Below are 15,106 nucleotides of genomic sequence, written 5' to 3'. Positions count from 1 at the left end.
CTCCGATGAAATAGATTTCCTGATAGTTTCTTTTTTACAAAGGGATTTGAAAACAAAAAAATGATCCATCACATTGCCATAGGAACGACCCATCCAAGCCAATTAGCGGCCTTTTACCTGAAGATTCCAGGCTCTACCCTCATAAAGGAACATTTTTATGAATCTGGATCCATCCGTTCTGTCTGGATCCAATTTGGTTCCATTCTCTTGATGTTGGAAGATGGAAAAAGGGAATCACCCAAAAACCTAGTATTTACATTGGAAACTTCGAAAGTAGCAGAATGGAAAGAATTTTTGAGATCCATCACCATCATTTCGCGTACAGATTTTACATTGTATTTCCAAGATCCTGATGGGAATGGCCTAGGTGTTAGTACCTACCCAGAAAAACTTTCCCCTTCATTAGAAATGAGTTGAGTAAACATGTCCCAAATCTATTCTAAACGTCACTTGATTGTAGGTAATCTATGTCGATCAAAAAGAAAATCATACTGATATCGCTAGCTGTCATCTCTATCATCATTGCAGGGATTATGATTGTCCTTTCGATGGTGGTTAGATCAACTCTACAACATAATTTAGAAGAAGATACAAAATACATTTCTTCTAAAGTCACTAGTGATATCTCGAACACTCTCAAGTCACCCTTGAAAAAAACATTCGCCTTTCGTAAGTCATACGAAAATGGGAATATCATTTCTAGGGCAGATGCGATCAATTATCTTAAATCATTAAACAAAGAAAACGATATCGCTTTTGCGGCGTATTGTGGTTTTGAACCCAATGCATTTGATGGGAAAGATTCACTTTATAAAAACACAAAAGACCATGATGGAACAGGTAGATTCATTCCCTATATCTTTCGAGATGGAGATAAACTATCCTCAGAACCATTGAAGAATGTTGATGATCCCATTCAGGGAGAATTTTACCAAAAACCAAAAACTACCTTACAAACCAGCATCACATCACCTTACATATATAAGGTAGGGAAAACCGACATGTTCATCGTGTCCATCATGGAACCAATTTTACGAAATGGAAAATTCATAGGGATTGCAGGAATTGATATAAGCCTAACAACAATTAAATCATATTTGGATTCATTAAAATTTGCGGATGGTGAAGGAAAAATCACACTGATCTCAGACAATCATTTGGTTTTATATGATGGTTTTACTCACCTTTCAGAAGGATTGGATTTTCGATCGGCAGCTGATCCCTATTTTTATGATCGAATCAAAAATAAAGACAGAAACATTTACGAGTTTAATGATTACTTCCATGTGGCAGTTCCCATCTCCATTATCGAAAAAAATGATCCATGGTTTGCCCGCATCTCTGTACCAAAATCCCAAATCCAATCCACACTCAATTCCATCATCTTTGTGACCATTGGACTTGGAATCTTAGGAGTAACACTTTCCATTTTATCAATTTACTTTAGTTTCCAAAAGTTGGTTGATCGCCGTATCCAATCCATCAATTCATCTACCAAAAAAGTAGCCTCAGGGGACTTAAGGCACCTCATACAAATCGACCAGATGGATGAATTGGGTAGCATCATGGTTACTTTAAACCAAATGATCGAACACTTGCGAAAACTGATTCGGATTGCCCAAAAATCATCTGGTAAAATTAGCGAGACAACTGAAAAAATTCAAAATACAATTACGGAACTGACTGATTTAGCTCAAAACCAAGCAGCCTCTTCCGAAGAAGCAAGTGCCACTGTTGAAGAATTAAATGCATCTTCGGAAACAATTCACAGCAATGTATTGAGTGCAGTTGAAAACACAGAAACCATACACCAATCGTTAGGTGACATTCAAAACCTAATGAAAAAAATATTAGAAAAAGTGAATACGTTTGGAGAGATTTCCGTTCGAGCCAATCAAAATGCAGAAGAAGGTCGTTCTATGGCAAAGGAAACATCTCTTGCAATCAGAGAAATCCAGGAAAAATCCAAAACCATCACTGCTTTTTCCAATGTAATTTCCGATATTGCAAAACGCACTGGTTTACTTGCATTAAATGCTGCTATCGAAGCTGCAAGAGCTGGAGAATCAGGAAAAGGATTTGCTGTGGTTGCAGAAGAAATCACAAAATTAGCAAGCCAATCGGCAGAATCAGTTTCCCAAATCAATACTCTCTCTCAAGAAGCATTGGACTCCATTGAACGTGGGAACCAACAAGTAGAACGATTAGTGGAAGTATTAAAAAAAATCACGGACGAGGTTTCACTCATCTTCATCTCTTCCAATGAAATTGGTCCCCTCATAGAAGACCAAAGTTCTCGCACGGAAAGTATTTACACAGAAGTGGTTGAAATCACAGAACAAGTCAAGTCCATCCAACTTTCAACGGAAGAACAACAAAGGGCAACTAACGAATTGGCGAATATGACAATCAACATTTCAAATGGCTCTCAAGTATTATCAGACCAATCTTCTTCTATGGCAGAAAATGCAGAAAGATTGGGACAGGTGACAAATACTTTGGATGAGTTATTAAAAACCTTTCGGATTGAAAAAGAAGTGTAAGGGAGAAGAAGTGCTTTCCAAGCGACTGCAATGCCCGAAGGAGACCACCCATTCGGAACTTGGAAAGACTGTGTCTGGTCGGTTTTGCAACAAAGCACAGGCGTTATTGCCCAGCCACCTCGCGGGTCAAAAATCTTTTGTTGTAACAACTACTATCCAAATGGACCACCTCCTTTGCTTATACCTTAGCTAAACCTTTTCTAGTACTCTTCAGATTTTTGGTCAAGAAAACATTTGATTAAAACTAAAATAAAACAAGATAGTGTACTATGGGAAAAGAGTTAGAAGGTAAAACAATCTCCTCGGAAACAGAGTCTAAGCCATCACTGCAATTACAATTTGAAGTGAGTGTATTTGACTTATACAAACACTATTACCAAGTGAGATTGACAGTCGAAACCAATCAAAATCAAATTTGTTTTTGTTTACCTAATTGGACTCCTGGGTCATACATGATCCGCGATTATGCAACCCACTTACATAAATTTGAAGCCATAAACTTTACTAATCAGGAACCTGTTTCTTGGGAAATGGTGGACTTACACCGCTGGAAATTAAACAACCTGCCTCCAAAATTTGAAATCACTTATATCATTTATGCATTTGAAGATTTTACTGTCAGAACCAACTATTTAGAAACAGAGTTTGGATTCATTAACCCACCCGCTCTCTTTTTATACCCAGAAGGGAGGTTGGATACACCTACCACAGTAGAGTTTAAAGTATCCGAATTTTTTCCAAACATTTATACAAGTTTACCAAGAGACGAAAATAATTTTCATAAATTTTATTCCAATCATTTTGATGAACTTTTTGATTCACCATTCCATCTCAGCAAAAAAAACTCAGTATTTTTTACTGCTGGATCCACCAAACATGAATTATTGATTGAAGGAGATGTTTCATTCGACTTCAAAACAAAACTCTCTAACGATTTACAAAAAATCACTGAAACACAAATCCAATGGATGCAAGAAAGTCCTAACCAATCTTACCTATTTGTTTTGAATTTAAGTTTACCTGCTTATGGTGGATTAGAACACAAAGCATCCAGTATCAATTATTTTAATCCAGAACTCATTCACGATGATGAAGAATACAAACGATTATTAGAACTTTTATCCCATGAATATTTTCACCTTTGGAATATCAAACGCATTCGCCCAATAGCTCTTGGACCATTTGATTACCAAAAACCAAATTTAACACGGGAACTTTGGATCGCAGAAGGTTTTACAAGTTTTTACGATGCGTATTTTTTATACCACGCAGGTTTCTTAAATTTAGAAGAATATTTAAACAAACTCCAATCTGATATCTTTTCTTTGGAAGACAATGATGCTGATTTTTGGATGAGTTTAGAAGAGTCTTCTTTCACTGCTTGGACTAAATATTATAAAAGGAATGGAAACAGTCATAATATAACGGTTTCTTATTACACAAAAGGTGGAGTCCTTGCATTGTGTATGAATTTATTCTTATTACAAGAATCCAAAGATAAAAAGACAATCAGGCATGTATTCCATAAACTAAATGAAGTTTTTGTAAAAGAAAAACAGAGAGGTTTCACCAAACAAGAGTTTTTTGATGTGACAAAAGAAGTTACTGGTGTAGATTTAAAATTAGAATTTAATGAATATCTTGAATCCCCTAAACCAATCCCAGTCGATGTTTATTTGGATCATATTGGAATCCATCGGATACAAACGGATTTAGTTGGTGATACAGGATTTAAAACAAAAGAAAAAAACGGGAACCTTTATGTTCAAAAAATCCTTCATAAGTTAAATTACGAATCCATTGATTTAATGTTAGATGATGAAATATTGGCGATTAATGGGAAACGAGCAACTAATTCCATCTTACAAAAATTAGAAAAAAACCTTAGGCCAGGTGAAAAGTTTCATTTGATCCTATCCAGAGCTGGGAAAATCAAAGAAACGATGGTGACCGCATCTGGTTTTTACAAAACAAGAAAATTCGTGGTCTCAGAAGATTGTAGTGCTGAAAAAAAAGAACTCAGAGAATATTTTTTAAGGAACATTGTCTAATGCCAGCTATATTTAATTACATCCTTACTCCTTCTTCCAAGGAAGAAGTTTTATTAGATACCCCACTTCCACTTACTCATAAACATCCAAAACATTGGATTCATTTAACAGCCGAAAACGAAGAAAAACTCACTTTTTTATTCCAAAAACATAATATCCATCAATTGACAATTGAGGACATCCTAAATCCAAATAGCCGGATCAAATTAGAAAAATTTCCCAATTATATATTTTTCATTTTTCGAGGATTCCATTTCGAACGAAACCAACTCACCCAGAAAAATTTTAACTTTATCCTTACTCCAAACCAAATCATTTCACTCACCTTGGACTATCGTGATAGCATTGGGAATATGATTGAGGACTGGAAAACAAATAATAAGATTTTATCCAAAGGATATGAGTTCATCGTACATAAAATATTGGATATTGAGACGGATCACACGTTAGCCATTACACAAAAAATCGAAGAACGTATCGAACATTTTGAGGATCAAATCTTTAGCAATGCAAAGTCTTTGGACATCAGTAACGTATATAGTTTACGTTCAAGTTTACTCTCTATCAAAAAAGGGATGTTACAAAACAAAGAAGTTTTAGAAGACTTAGAAAAAATCAAAAATAGTTTTTTTAGTGATGAAGCGGATGCTTTTTTTCGTGACGTACGTGACCATTCGATTCGTATTTTAGAACTTGTGGATAGTAATATTGAATCTATTTCATCAGCTCTCGAAGCCCATATTGCCATCTCAACGCGAAAAACAAATGAAATCATGAAAATTCTAACGATTATGACTGCTATTATGTTACCGATGTCTCTTGTTGCTGGAATTTATGGAATGAATTTTAGACATATGCCTACATTGGAATGGGAATATGGTTTTATCTCAGCCATTGCTGCAATGGGACTTCTCGGTTTACTGATGTTAGTTTATTTTAGAATCAAACGTTGGTATTAATTTTTAAACCAAACTTCGAATTTGAGCCAATAATTCTGGGTCTTCCTGTGGTGAATCAATTTCGCCACGGATCCATTGATTGAGTAAATCTTTCAGTTTTTTGTTCAAAGAATCAAATTCAGGAGAATTCGGGAATAGTATCACAGAATGTGGTTTAATGGACTTCCCTGTTGTGGATAAAAAAGCAAAATCAGGAATCATTTTTTCCAATGTTTCTGCAGAAAAAGCAGGATAGTTCATTCCAAGCCAATCCACAGAGGGTAAACAATTTTTATTAAAATACGCATCTGAAAGCGCAGATACAAGAGCTTTTTTTAACTGTTGTTTTTTCTCTTTCTCAATTCGCTCTTCTCTATCTCTTAGTTTTTTCTTAAAGAAGTTTTCCCTACGTTTTTGATATAAAAACTGGCGATCCATTTGTAAAAAAGTTAGAATTGATTTTGCTTTCGCATAACCAGAGTTTACGATTGGTGTGATTCCCAAAAAATAGAATAATTTATAAAACCAAGGAATGTAATTAAAATACACCGCTTGTAGGTTTTTACCATAGGTCTTCACAAACTCTTCATCTTTAAAGATTGGTTTGAGTTCCTTTTCATTTAATTCTAAAATTGCCTTTAGATATAAGATGTGTTCGGTGGTGAACCGATAATTTTGGTAAATTAAAGTATTGATTTCTTTGATATTGTTTTGGTTATTATTGACAAATACAGCAATTTTAGAATCTGCATCATGCCATTCCGCTGATAATACTTTTGGATTTTTACGAAGTAAGTCAACGATCACCAAATTATGTTCATCATCTTTTTCTAAATTGATACGAAGGAGTCTTGAATCAAAATCAAATTGACTGTCTAACATTTTCATATAGACTTTTAATAATCGATCAACTTCCTTTTTCTTTTCTAACTCTGCAAACTTAACTGCGATTTCTGTTACTTTTTTTAGGTTATGAATAAAAGCATAAAATCCATTTTCTTTAAGGATTTCTTTGAATTCATACAAAGTATCAACTTTAGCTCGGATGATCTCCACTTCATTGATTTCCACATCTCCCGAACCAGGTGCAAACAAACGATCGAGTGCCAATCGAATTTCGGAATCAAATGCTTTGGCAAGTGGTTCGACCTTTGTCATCAAATACTCATTTGCAATATTCAAAAAATTAGCAGCTTCGGATTCAGGTAGGAAATAAAAACCAATATGTGGTAATACAATTACTTTTGATTCTTTTGCCAATTCATCAATTATGAGACCCCGAGAACGTTTTAACATTTCGCTAGAAGGTTGGAGTGGAAATTGTTTGGGATCAAGTAAACGATCTAGTTCGTCACCTGGTCCTTCGTCTTCTTTATAATCGATATCAGCTAGTTTATTTAAAACATTACGCCAAGTATCTTCTGTTAAGATCCGTTTGTTTTGAATGTATTCGTATAAATGTTCTGTTGAACGTCCAATCAGTAGTTTATAAGGTTCCTCTAGAGGCATGCCACCAGGCAATCCAACTAAAAAAGGAACAAGACGTAACTCACCGATATCAGCATCGTATTTGATCTCGAACAGTTGTGTTGCGAGCCCATAGTCAATGAGTTCCCACATTTGGTCTAGGGCGGTTTCTCTATCCATTTTGAGTTTTTCAAAATTTGAATCTGTAGGACGAAACAAATGACCCGCTTCAATATTTTCCCTGGAACTTTGGGCTTCTACAGTCTTCATGATGGATAGTGCTTCTTTTTGTAAGATGATCCCAGAAGACCTTCCCAAATTTTCTTTGGTAGTGAGTTGTAAAAAATGATCGTGTGGAGGAGAAATTCTCATAAATTAAATGGCTGTGATTCCACCATCAACGGTCCAATTGGCTCCAGTGATATAACCAGATTCTTTTTGCAAAAGAAAATTAACAACACGGGCGATTTCTGAAGGGTCCGCAATTCGTTTTACGGGTGTTTGGTTGATGATTTTTGATTTATGATCAGAAATTTGGTCTTCTTGGATACCCATATTTGTATCAACATATCCTGGACTAATTGCATTGGCGGTGATTCCAAATTTTCCCCATTCATCCGCAATCGATTTGATAAACCCCACTAATCCGTGTTTGGAGGCCGAATATGCAACTGAATTCCCAGATCCTACGATGGACAATGAGGATGCAATGGCAACAATCCTTCCAAATTTTAATTTTTTAAAGATTGGAAGGACAATTTTAGAAAGCAGATACAAACTCGTGAGATTGATGCGAAAAATAGATTCCCACTCTTCAATGGATACATCCGTGATTGGATGGTAAGGTCCACCAAAACCAGCGGTATGAACAATTCCATATATGTCCCCCATATCGGAGGACTCCATCAGGATTTTGGACAAACTCCTTTCGACCACATATGGTGTTTCGGAAAGGTCCACTTCTCGGTAGGTTTCTTGTAAAATAGGTTCTCTCGGCCGAACTTTGTCGAGATTCCAGACGGAAAACCCCGCAAGGACTAAAGTTCTCACGATCTCACGTCCTATCCCACCACTGCCACCTGTCACAAGAACAATCGATTCCTTGAGTTCCATCGGACCTACAAAATTCCTTTCTTTGGGGTAATGGATAAGTCATCCACAAAGATAGATTTTGGCAACTGCGAAATACACCACAAATACTCGGAAATGTCCGAAACTGAAACCATGTCTTTCTTGTCAAACGCGGGTCTTGTGTCCCAAATCTCGGTTGCCACTGCCCCAAGGCTTACGTGAACCACCTTTGTACCAAAGGGTTTCCATTCTTCCCGTAAGGCCCGACAGATCCCAAGCACCGCATGTTTGGAAGCACAATAGAGAGCGGATTCTGGGAAACCTTGTTTCCCAGCAGTGGAACCTAAAAATACAAACGTAGATTCGGACAATTTTGGCAAATGCTCGGCAAAACTGCGGGAAAGTTTGAGAAGGGAAACAACGTTTAAATCTAAATGTGACTGTAAATCTGCATCGGAAAGTTTCGTTATCGGGCCAAAGACCCCATCACCTAACGCGAAGTATACGAGAATGGAAACAGAATCTTTGGATTTTTCGCTATACAATCCATTTAACAATGATTCGAATTGAACAAATGTTTGGTTGTCTTTTGCATCAAACTGATAAGTGCCAGGGGATCCCAACGTAAACGAGGATAATTCCTTTTTCCCTTTTCTAGAAAATCCAAATACAAATCGGTTTGGATCCTTTTCTTTTTGGAATCGATTGTAAAGACCCTCACCAATACCAGAACCGATTCCAAATATAAAAACGTGGGTCTTTTTTGTCATATCCTACGTGCCATCACTTGCAAAAGAAAATGAACGGCTTCTAAGTGTTTGTTGGCTTCCGCGATCGTTTTCCCCCATACCGTTGGGCCATGTCCTTCGATGAGGAGGAAGGGAACTTTGGGAATTCCATGGTTCATTAAGTAATGTTTGATTTCATTTGCAATGGTCGGCACATGTGTGTGGTTATAAAAAACGGGCATTGTCAGGTTTGGTTTTTCGTCCCAAATCCCAAAGGCTTTGATGATTTCGATGGGAGGAAGGGAAATTTCTTTGAATCCTTCTTCTTTTCCGACACCAAACTCGAGTAAGTTGGAATCAATCGTGTGGACATGGAGACAAGATCCAACTTCAGGCATCTGGGAATACAATACTTGGTGGATGGAAGTTTCTGCCGATGGTTTTAATCCATCATTTGTTTGGACGAGACTGCCATCAAGTGTAGATACACAAACAAAATCGGATTCTTTTAGTTCTCCTTTGTGTTTGCCAGAGGCAGTGATCCAAAATTGATTGTGGGCAAGATTGTCTCGGGTAGAGAGATTCCCAGCAGTGGCAAACATCCACTGCCGTGAATAATAGAGATGGGAAAGTTTGGTGATTTCCTGTAAAGAACTGATCAAATCCAAATCTATTTGTTAACGCGCTCCACGTAACTCAAATCACGAAGATCGATTTTCACCGTATCCCCCTGTTTGATAAAAATCGGAACTTGGACTTCGCCACCCGTTTCCACAGTCACTCGTTTGAGAGCAAGACCAGTGGTGTCACCTTTTAATCCGTCTTCCGCGTAAGTCACTTCCAAGATAGCAAAGTTAGGAGGTGTTACACCTATTGGTTTGTCATTGTAAAATGAAACTTCCACTGGTGTTTCTTCTTTCATAAAGGGAAGGATGTCTTCCACATAATCTTTGGAAACAGGGATCTGTTCGTAATCGTTGACGTCCATAAAAATGATTTGGTCACCGTCAGCATAACAATACTGCATCTTACGACGTTCCAAATCCACACTTTCCAATTTCTCTGCTGCTTTGAAGGTTCTTTCAATGGAAGAATCACGGACAATGTTTTTGAGTTTGGTGCGGATGAATGCAGAACCCTTTCCTGGGTTCACAAATTCTGTTTTGACGACGGAATAAAGCTCATTCTCAATCTTGAGGATCATTCCTTTTTTTACTTCTGTAATGCCTAAGTTCATAATTTCGTTACTCGTAAACAAAATCCGAGGGACTTGGCCTAGTGTCAACCGAAGTATGGTCATAAGTCATGACTTGGTCCGATTGGAAATGGCAATTGCAAAACCGCATCACTACCTTAGCGGATTTGGAAAAAGAAATCACTCTCACAGAGGAAGAAAGGGATTCCTTTGCACGCGCCTATGAACAGTTCCAATTTGCAGTAACACCTTATTATTTACAACTATTGGACAAAAACAACCCCCATTGTCCCATCCGCAAACAAATCCTGCCACGGGCAGGAGAACTAGTTCGTAAACCCAACGAAACCGAGGATCCACTCGCCGAAGAAACACATATGCCTGTGAAAGGTGTGACCCACCGTTACCCTGACCGTGCGATCTGGTACATCTCTCATGTCTGCGCGGTGTATTGCCGTTTTTGTACAAGGAAACGAAAGGTATCCGATCCGGAAGAAACTCCGAACCGTATGGAATGGGAAAAGGCTTTGGATTACTTTCGCACACAAACCAAACTCCGAGAAGTGATCCTCTCTGGTGGTGACCCACTCACCCTTTCCGATTCGTCTTTGGATACTCTACTTTCCGAACTCAAACAAATTCCTCATTTGAACCAAATCCGAATCCACTCTCGTCACCCAGTGACCATGCCCATGCGTCTCACCGAAAGTTTAAATTCTGTTTTTTCCAAACACTTCCCACTCTACATGGTCACTCATTTTAACCATCCCAATGAAATTTCAGAAGAAACGAAATTCTATGTTATGCGAATGATAAAAGAAGGACATGTTTCGGTTTTTAACCAATCGGTTTTATTATCTGGCATAAATGATGATGCCGAAATTTTATCTGACTTAAATTACAAACTGATATCCATCGGAATCAAACCTTATTACCTCCACCAGTGTGATGAAGTATTTGGGAGTTCTGATTTTGTTGTGCCTATGGAAAAAGGGATTGAGATTTATCGTAAACTCCGAGGATACCACTCTGGGATCACAATCCCAAGTTATGTAAAAGACCTAACTGGTGGTGGTGGGAAAGTATTATTATCCCCAGAGTATTTACAAAAAAAAACAGAGAATGGGTACCTCTTTCAAAATTATCTAGGAGATGAATATGAAGTGGGCCACTAAGTATTTAATCATTTTACTATCATTGGGAATTTTATATTGTAAAACAACCAGTCCAACCAAAATGCCAAAAGAGACAGTTTCAAAACCCGTAGAATCAAAAGAAACTCGTCCCCTAACAAAGGAACTACGGCTTACCTATCATGCAGTCTGGGTGAACAAAGAAAATTTTGAGCTGAAAGAATCTATCTCGCTTTTTGGAACCGGTAACCAATACAAAATTTTATTTTCTGAAACAAATGAATTTTCATGGTTACGATTGTCTTCCACAGACAGAGAAAACCAATCCCAGTTCCGTTATTTCTTCAAGGACGAAACTCAAAATCCCGAGGTCTCTTATTTTGTATGGGGACAAAAAAAATGCAGTGTACAAGTCTACCACATGCCAGAGGGAGAATTGTACCTACGTTGGGAAGGAATCCACAATGGTTTTTTACTCGTCTTTGAATCTTCCACAAAAAAAACAGATTCACCCAAAGAATTGGCTAAATCCTTTCATAACCTGATCCTTGGGTCCTTGGAAGTGTACTAATCGATTTTTCCGAAAGAGGAGATTTTTGATAAAAAAAGATTAGGCAAATGGAAAGCCACCGTTAGGCTTTGAGGAGAAATTTTATGTGGTTAAAACTTGGCGAATCAGAAGTGATCAATTTGGACTATGTTGCATCGATCAAAAAAAATCCAAACCAACCTTCTATCGAAATCATTTACCAAGACTTAAACAATGTAAAATCACTCCCTTTCCCAGGCAAAGAAGAACGTGATCGTGCTTTTAAAGCCATACTAGAAAACCTTTCTCGAATGAAATTATACTTTGAATGAATTATGGAATTTGAAGCACTAAACCCGAATCTCTATGCGCAGGTCTTGGATGAACTCGAACTCATCCCATCCACAAAACCCTACCAAATTCTATTTTATGGGTCAAGAGAACGTGGGGATTACCACCCAGACTCCGACTTAAATTTTTACCTGGTGGCCCATTCGACAGACCAAATGAAGTCTCAATTCATTGATTCTATTTCCAGAGCCTTACAAAGATTAGAAGATGTGGCTCCTGTGAATATGATTGCGGGAGATGCCGATTCCCTTCGCCATCGACTGAAAATTTCAGAACCAGGATCGGTCCAACTTCTCGAAGCCTCTTCCGTATTTTTTGGAGAGGGGATTTTTGAAGACCTGAAATCAGATTGGGACAAGTGGAAGGAACGTGAAATCCCAAAATCTGATCTCATCCAATACTTAGAAAAACGCATTCGGTTTTTCAAACAACAAGTGACCCGAAATGCGAAGGATGAAATTGCTCAATTAGAACGGATCACAACACTCACATTACACATTTGGGCCTTACAGAATATCGAAGACCTCACTCATATTGAACTTTTGAAAATGGATACTCCTGACCAACTCGTTCCTCTCTTTACCAATTTGTACAGAAAAGAATTAGAAGCACCAATATGGGAATTACTCGAATTACAAACCAAAGTGCGGAAACTGAAAGTGGACATTCGTTGGAAACGAGATGTATCTCGAGAAGACATCCACGAAACCAAATACAAACTCATCTCATTACGAAATGACGAAGAGTTTATGATGAACCTTTGGGCATAAATTTTACGGTTTAAAATCTTTTAAAAAAGCTTCATAACCTCTTTCTTTCAGTTTTGATTTAGGAATGAATTCCATCGAAGCCGAATTCATACAATACCGTTTGCCAGTGGGTTTTGGACCATCATCAAAAACATGCCCCAAATGAGAATCTCCCGCTTTTGATCTAACTTCTGTTCGTATCATTCCATACGAATTGTCTTCAATTTCAACGACATTGGATTTCACAAGTGGTTTTGTAAAACTTGGCCATCCAGTTCCAGATTCAAATTTGTCCTTGGAACTAAAAAGTGGTTCTTTGGAAACAATATCGACATAAATCCCCTCTTCATGGTTGTTCCAATATTCATTTTGGAAAGGAGGTTCAGTTTCGTCTTCTTGTGTTACACGGTATTGCAGATCGGTCAGTTTTTTACGTAACTCGGGATTTTCTGGTTTTATTGCCTGTTCTTTTGCCGACGGAGAACAACAAAAAGAAGTGAACATTGATAAAACCACAATGGAAAGGAAAGAAATCACTAAATTTCGTTTCATGATCGTTAGACTTTAAGAATTTGTTTTTTTACTTTCATTTATCCGAAAATGCATTCGTCTAATTCTCTATGCAGATTGCACCTTTACCGAAAAATGAGGCCGCAAGACTCTCAGCCCTAAAAGGCCTTGAGATTCTCGACACTCCTGAAGAGGAAATGTTCGATGAAATTACCAAACTTGCTTCGATGATCTGCAATGTCCCCATTTCCTTGGTAAGCTTAATCGATGAAACTAGACAGTGGTTTAAATCCCACCATGGACTAAAAGCTAGGGAAACTCCACGTTCCTTAGCCTTTTGTTCCCATGCGATTTTGGGAGACGAATTGTTTGTCATTCCCAATGCTAAAAGTGACAATCGATTCAAAAACAATCCACTCGTGAATGGGGATCCCAATGTGATTTTTTATGCAGGGATCCCACTTGCTTTAGATGACCAAATCAAATTGGGAACACTTTGTGTCATCGATAACAAACCACGAGAACTGAACGAAGAACAACTACACATGTTACGCCTTCTTGGGAAACAAACGGTTCGACTTCTGCAAATGCGGAAAGACAGAGACAAACTCGAAATTGAAAAAAGATCGGCTGAACGAGCAAACGCAGCCAAACGAGATTTTATTGCGGCGATTAGCCATGACATTCGGAATCCTTTAAATTCCCTTCTTGGAATGTCGGAAATGATCCGGGAACAACCGATGTCTGAATCAATTCTTAATTATGTAGACCATATCCAAAATGCAGGGGACGTGATTCTCAATTTAGTAAACGATACGATTGAGTTATCTCGATTAGAAGAAAACGCATCTGTCTTAAATAACGAGTGGTTTCATTTAAGCCAATGTTTGGATGTGTACCATAATTTTTTCAAACAAGAAACCAAACGAAAAAAAATTGAATTCCAATTGAAGAATGAAATTTCAGAAACAGTATACTTACTTTCTGACAAACGGAAACTGGAAAAAATCATTTGGAACCTAACAGCGAATGCTGTCAAATTCACTCACCATGGTTCTGTTGATTGTCATGTTTACTTAGAAACAAAAGCAGATGAAAATGCCAATTTAATAATAGAAATAAGAGACACAGGGCCTGGAATTTCACCAGAGATCAAAGACCGCCTCTTCCAAAAGTACAATGAATTTGTTCCAGAAGGGTGTGAAATTTCGGGTTCCGGCCTTGGTTTATCCATCGTTAAACTTTCGTTAGAAGAGATGAATGGTGAGATCAATGTGGAATCTAAAATAGGCGAAGGTAGTACATTCAAAGTGAAAATTCCTACCGTTTGGAAACGGGAAGAATTATCCTCTGAACAAAAAAACCTTACAAACCAAAAAGATTCTTATCTTCCCAATTTTATCACTCGCAAAAAAGTTCTCATCGCAGATGACAATGAACTGAACCGAAAAGTTTTGAAGAATTATTTAAAACCACTGCCTTTTGATATTGTGGAGGCAAATAACGGGATCGAAACGGAAAGGATTTTAGGATCGGACCAATTTGACATTGCCTTTCTTGACATTGAGATGCCAGGTAAACATGGGACAGAAATTGCGAAGGCTCTTTCCTCGGAAAAAACGAGACCCATTTTGTTTGCCTGTACGGGTCTTTGTATGCCAGAAGAAAAAGAACATATTTTAAACTCTGGGTTTGAGTACTTTATGCCAAAACCCTATTTGAAAGAAGAATTGTACTCCCATTTGGCAGAAATCGCCAAAAAACACCCGTAACACAGCTTGGGAGGTATGGTAGTTTTTCCCTTTCTTTTTTAGGCCGTTTTTTTATTGTATCCTATTTTC

15 protein-coding genes are annotated in these 15,106 nt (G+C 37.7%); 9 read left to right on the top strand and 6 right to left on the bottom strand.

Translation table 11 applies throughout. From position 1 onward, the window contains the following. Positions 1-60 precede the first annotated feature (60 nt). From DI076_RS17020 to DI076_RS17005, 4 genes are all read left to right on the top strand, one after another. Entirely contained in the window at positions 61-417 is a 357-nt protein-coding gene (locus DI076_RS17020; RefSeq protein WP_108961067.1) for a VOC family protein, read from the top strand. 50 nt (positions 418-467) lie between these two features. After that, positions 468-2,543, top strand: a complete 2,076-nt coding sequence (locus DI076_RS17015; protein WP_108961066.1) for a methyl-accepting chemotaxis protein — start codon at positions 468-470, stop codon at positions 2,541-2,543. 269 nt (positions 2,544-2,812) lie between these two features. Beyond that, entirely contained in the window at positions 2,813-4,594 is a 1,782-nt protein-coding gene (locus tag DI076_RS17010) for a M61 family metallopeptidase (RefSeq protein ID WP_108961065.1), read from the top strand. Beyond that, the gene (locus DI076_RS17005; protein WP_108961064.1) at positions 4,594-5,553 is read left to right on the top strand and encodes a magnesium transporter CorA family protein; all 960 of its coding nucleotides are present in this window, start codon (positions 4,594-4,596) and stop codon (positions 5,551-5,553) included. Before DI076_RS17010 ends, DI076_RS17005 begins: the two co-directional genes overlap by 1 nt. Before the next feature lie 3 nt (positions 5,554-5,556). Here DI076_RS17005 and DI076_RS17000 read toward each other — a convergent pair whose 3' ends face one another. The 5 genes from DI076_RS17000 to efp are packed head-to-tail and all read right to left on the bottom strand — an operon-like array spanning position 5,557 to position 10,035. Beyond that, positions 5,557-7,371: a hypothetical protein gene (locus tag DI076_RS17000; protein WP_108961063.1), complete on the bottom strand. Its 1,815-nt coding sequence runs from the start codon at positions 7,369-7,371 to the stop codon at positions 5,557-5,559. A gap of 3 nt (positions 7,372-7,374) precedes the next feature. Beyond that, positions 7,375-8,112: an SDR family NAD(P)-dependent oxidoreductase gene (locus DI076_RS16995; protein ID WP_108961062.1), complete on the bottom strand. Its 738-nt coding sequence runs from the start codon at positions 8,110-8,112 to the stop codon at positions 7,375-7,377. 5 nt (positions 8,113-8,117) lie between these two features. Then, positions 8,118-8,840 (bottom strand): SDR family oxidoreductase, encoded by a 723-nt coding sequence (locus DI076_RS16990; RefSeq protein WP_108961061.1) that lies wholly within the window; start codon positions 8,838-8,840, stop codon positions 8,118-8,120. Then, the gene (gene mtnB, locus DI076_RS16985; protein ID WP_108961060.1) at positions 8,837-9,466 is read right to left on the bottom strand and encodes a methylthioribulose 1-phosphate dehydratase; all 630 of its coding nucleotides are present in this window, start codon (positions 9,464-9,466) and stop codon (positions 8,837-8,839) included. The genes DI076_RS16990 and mtnB overlap by 4 nt, the downstream gene beginning before the upstream one ends. A gap of 2 nt (positions 9,467-9,468) precedes the next feature. Continuing rightward, positions 9,469-10,035 (bottom strand): elongation factor P, encoded by a 567-nt coding sequence (gene efp / locus DI076_RS16980; RefSeq protein WP_100715848.1) that lies wholly within the window; start codon positions 10,033-10,035, stop codon positions 9,469-9,471. 68 nt (positions 10,036-10,103) lie between these two features. Here efp and DI076_RS16975 point away from each other — a divergent pair, with 68 nt between their 5' ends. From DI076_RS16975 to DI076_RS16960, 4 genes are all read left to right on the top strand, one after another. Continuing rightward, a complete protein-coding gene (locus tag DI076_RS16975) occupies positions 10,104-11,168 on the top strand; it encodes a KamA family radical SAM protein (protein ID WP_108961059.1) in 1,065 nt (354 codons plus the stop codon). Continuing rightward, complete coding sequence (locus DI076_RS16970; protein WP_108961058.1) at positions 11,152-11,697, top strand: hypothetical protein; 546 nt, start codon at positions 11,152-11,154, stop codon at positions 11,695-11,697. The genes DI076_RS16975 and DI076_RS16970 overlap by 17 nt, the downstream gene beginning before the upstream one ends. Before the next feature lie 83 nt (positions 11,698-11,780). Then, a complete protein-coding gene (locus tag DI076_RS16965; protein ID WP_004787999.1) occupies positions 11,781-11,987 on the top strand; it encodes a hypothetical protein in 207 nt (68 codons plus the stop codon). Between the two features lie 3 nt (positions 11,988-11,990). Continuing rightward, positions 11,991-12,776: a nucleotidyltransferase family protein gene (locus tag DI076_RS16960; RefSeq protein ID WP_108961057.1), complete on the top strand. Its 786-nt coding sequence runs from the start codon at positions 11,991-11,993 to the stop codon at positions 12,774-12,776. A 3-nt stretch (positions 12,777-12,779) separates the two neighbouring features. Here the strand turns inward: DI076_RS16960 and msrB are convergent, their stop codons facing one another. Further along, a complete protein-coding gene (msrB, locus tag DI076_RS16955; protein ID WP_282432608.1) occupies positions 12,780-13,259 on the bottom strand; it encodes a peptide-methionine (R)-S-oxide reductase MsrB in 480 nt (159 codons plus the stop codon). A gap of 116 nt (positions 13,260-13,375) precedes the next feature. Between msrB and DI076_RS16950 the strand changes: the two genes are divergently transcribed. Then, on the top strand, positions 13,376-15,037 hold the full coding sequence (locus DI076_RS16950; protein ID WP_108961055.1) for a hybrid sensor histidine kinase/response regulator: 1,662 nt from the start codon (positions 13,376-13,378) through the stop codon (positions 15,035-15,037). Positions 15,038-15,106: the final 69 nt, after the last annotated feature.

The sequence above is a fragment of the Leptospira ellinghausenii genome, assembly GCF_003114815.1.
Taxonomy (GTDB): domain Bacteria; phylum Spirochaetota; class Leptospiria; order Leptospirales; family Leptospiraceae; genus Leptospira_A; species Leptospira_A ellinghausenii.
This window is presented reverse-complemented; position numbering and strand designations above follow the sequence as displayed.

Excerpts from the sequence above, each read along its gene's own strand:
- DI076_RS17020 (WP_108961067.1), top strand. The coding sequence starts at position 61 with ATGATCCATCACATTGCCATAGGAACGACCCATCCAAGCCAATTAGCG.
- DI076_RS17015 (WP_108961066.1), top strand. The coding sequence starts at position 468 with ATGTCGATCAAAAAGAAAATCATACTGATATCGCTAGCTGTCATCTCT.
- DI076_RS17010 (WP_108961065.1), top strand. The coding sequence starts at position 2,813 with ATGGGAAAAGAGTTAGAAGGTAAAACAATCTCCTCGGAAACAGAGTCT.
- DI076_RS17005 (WP_108961064.1), top strand. The coding sequence starts at position 4,594 with ATGCCAGCTATATTTAATTACATCCTTACTCCTTCTTCCAAGGAAGAA.
- DI076_RS17000 (WP_108961063.1), bottom strand. The coding sequence starts at position 7,371 with ATGAGAATTTCTCCTCCACACGATCATTTTTTACAACTCACTACCAAA.
- DI076_RS16995 (WP_108961062.1), bottom strand. The coding sequence starts at position 8,112 with ATGGAACTCAAGGAATCGATTGTTCTTGTGACAGGTGGCAGTGGTGGG.
- DI076_RS16990 (WP_108961061.1), bottom strand. The coding sequence starts at position 8,840 with ATGACAAAAAAGACCCACGTTTTTATATTTGGAATCGGTTCTGGTATT.
- efp (WP_100715848.1), bottom strand. The coding sequence starts at position 10,035 with ATGAACTTAGGCATTACAGAAGTAAAAAAAGGAATGATCCTCAAGATT.
- DI076_RS16975 (WP_108961059.1), top strand. The coding sequence starts at position 10,104 with ATGACTTGGTCCGATTGGAAATGGCAATTGCAAAACCGCATCACTACC.
- DI076_RS16970 (WP_108961058.1), top strand. The coding sequence starts at position 11,152 with ATGAAGTGGGCCACTAAGTATTTAATCATTTTACTATCATTGGGAATT.
- DI076_RS16965 (WP_004787999.1), top strand. The coding sequence starts at position 11,781 with ATGTGGTTAAAACTTGGCGAATCAGAAGTGATCAATTTGGACTATGTT.
- DI076_RS16960 (WP_108961057.1), top strand. The coding sequence starts at position 11,991 with ATGGAATTTGAAGCACTAAACCCGAATCTCTATGCGCAGGTCTTGGAT.
- msrB (WP_282432608.1), bottom strand. The coding sequence starts at position 13,259 with ATGTTCACTTCTTTTTGTTGTTCTCCGTCGGCAAAAGAACAGGCAATA.
- DI076_RS16950 (WP_108961055.1), top strand. The coding sequence starts at position 13,376 with ATGCAGATTGCACCTTTACCGAAAAATGAGGCCGCAAGACTCTCAGCC.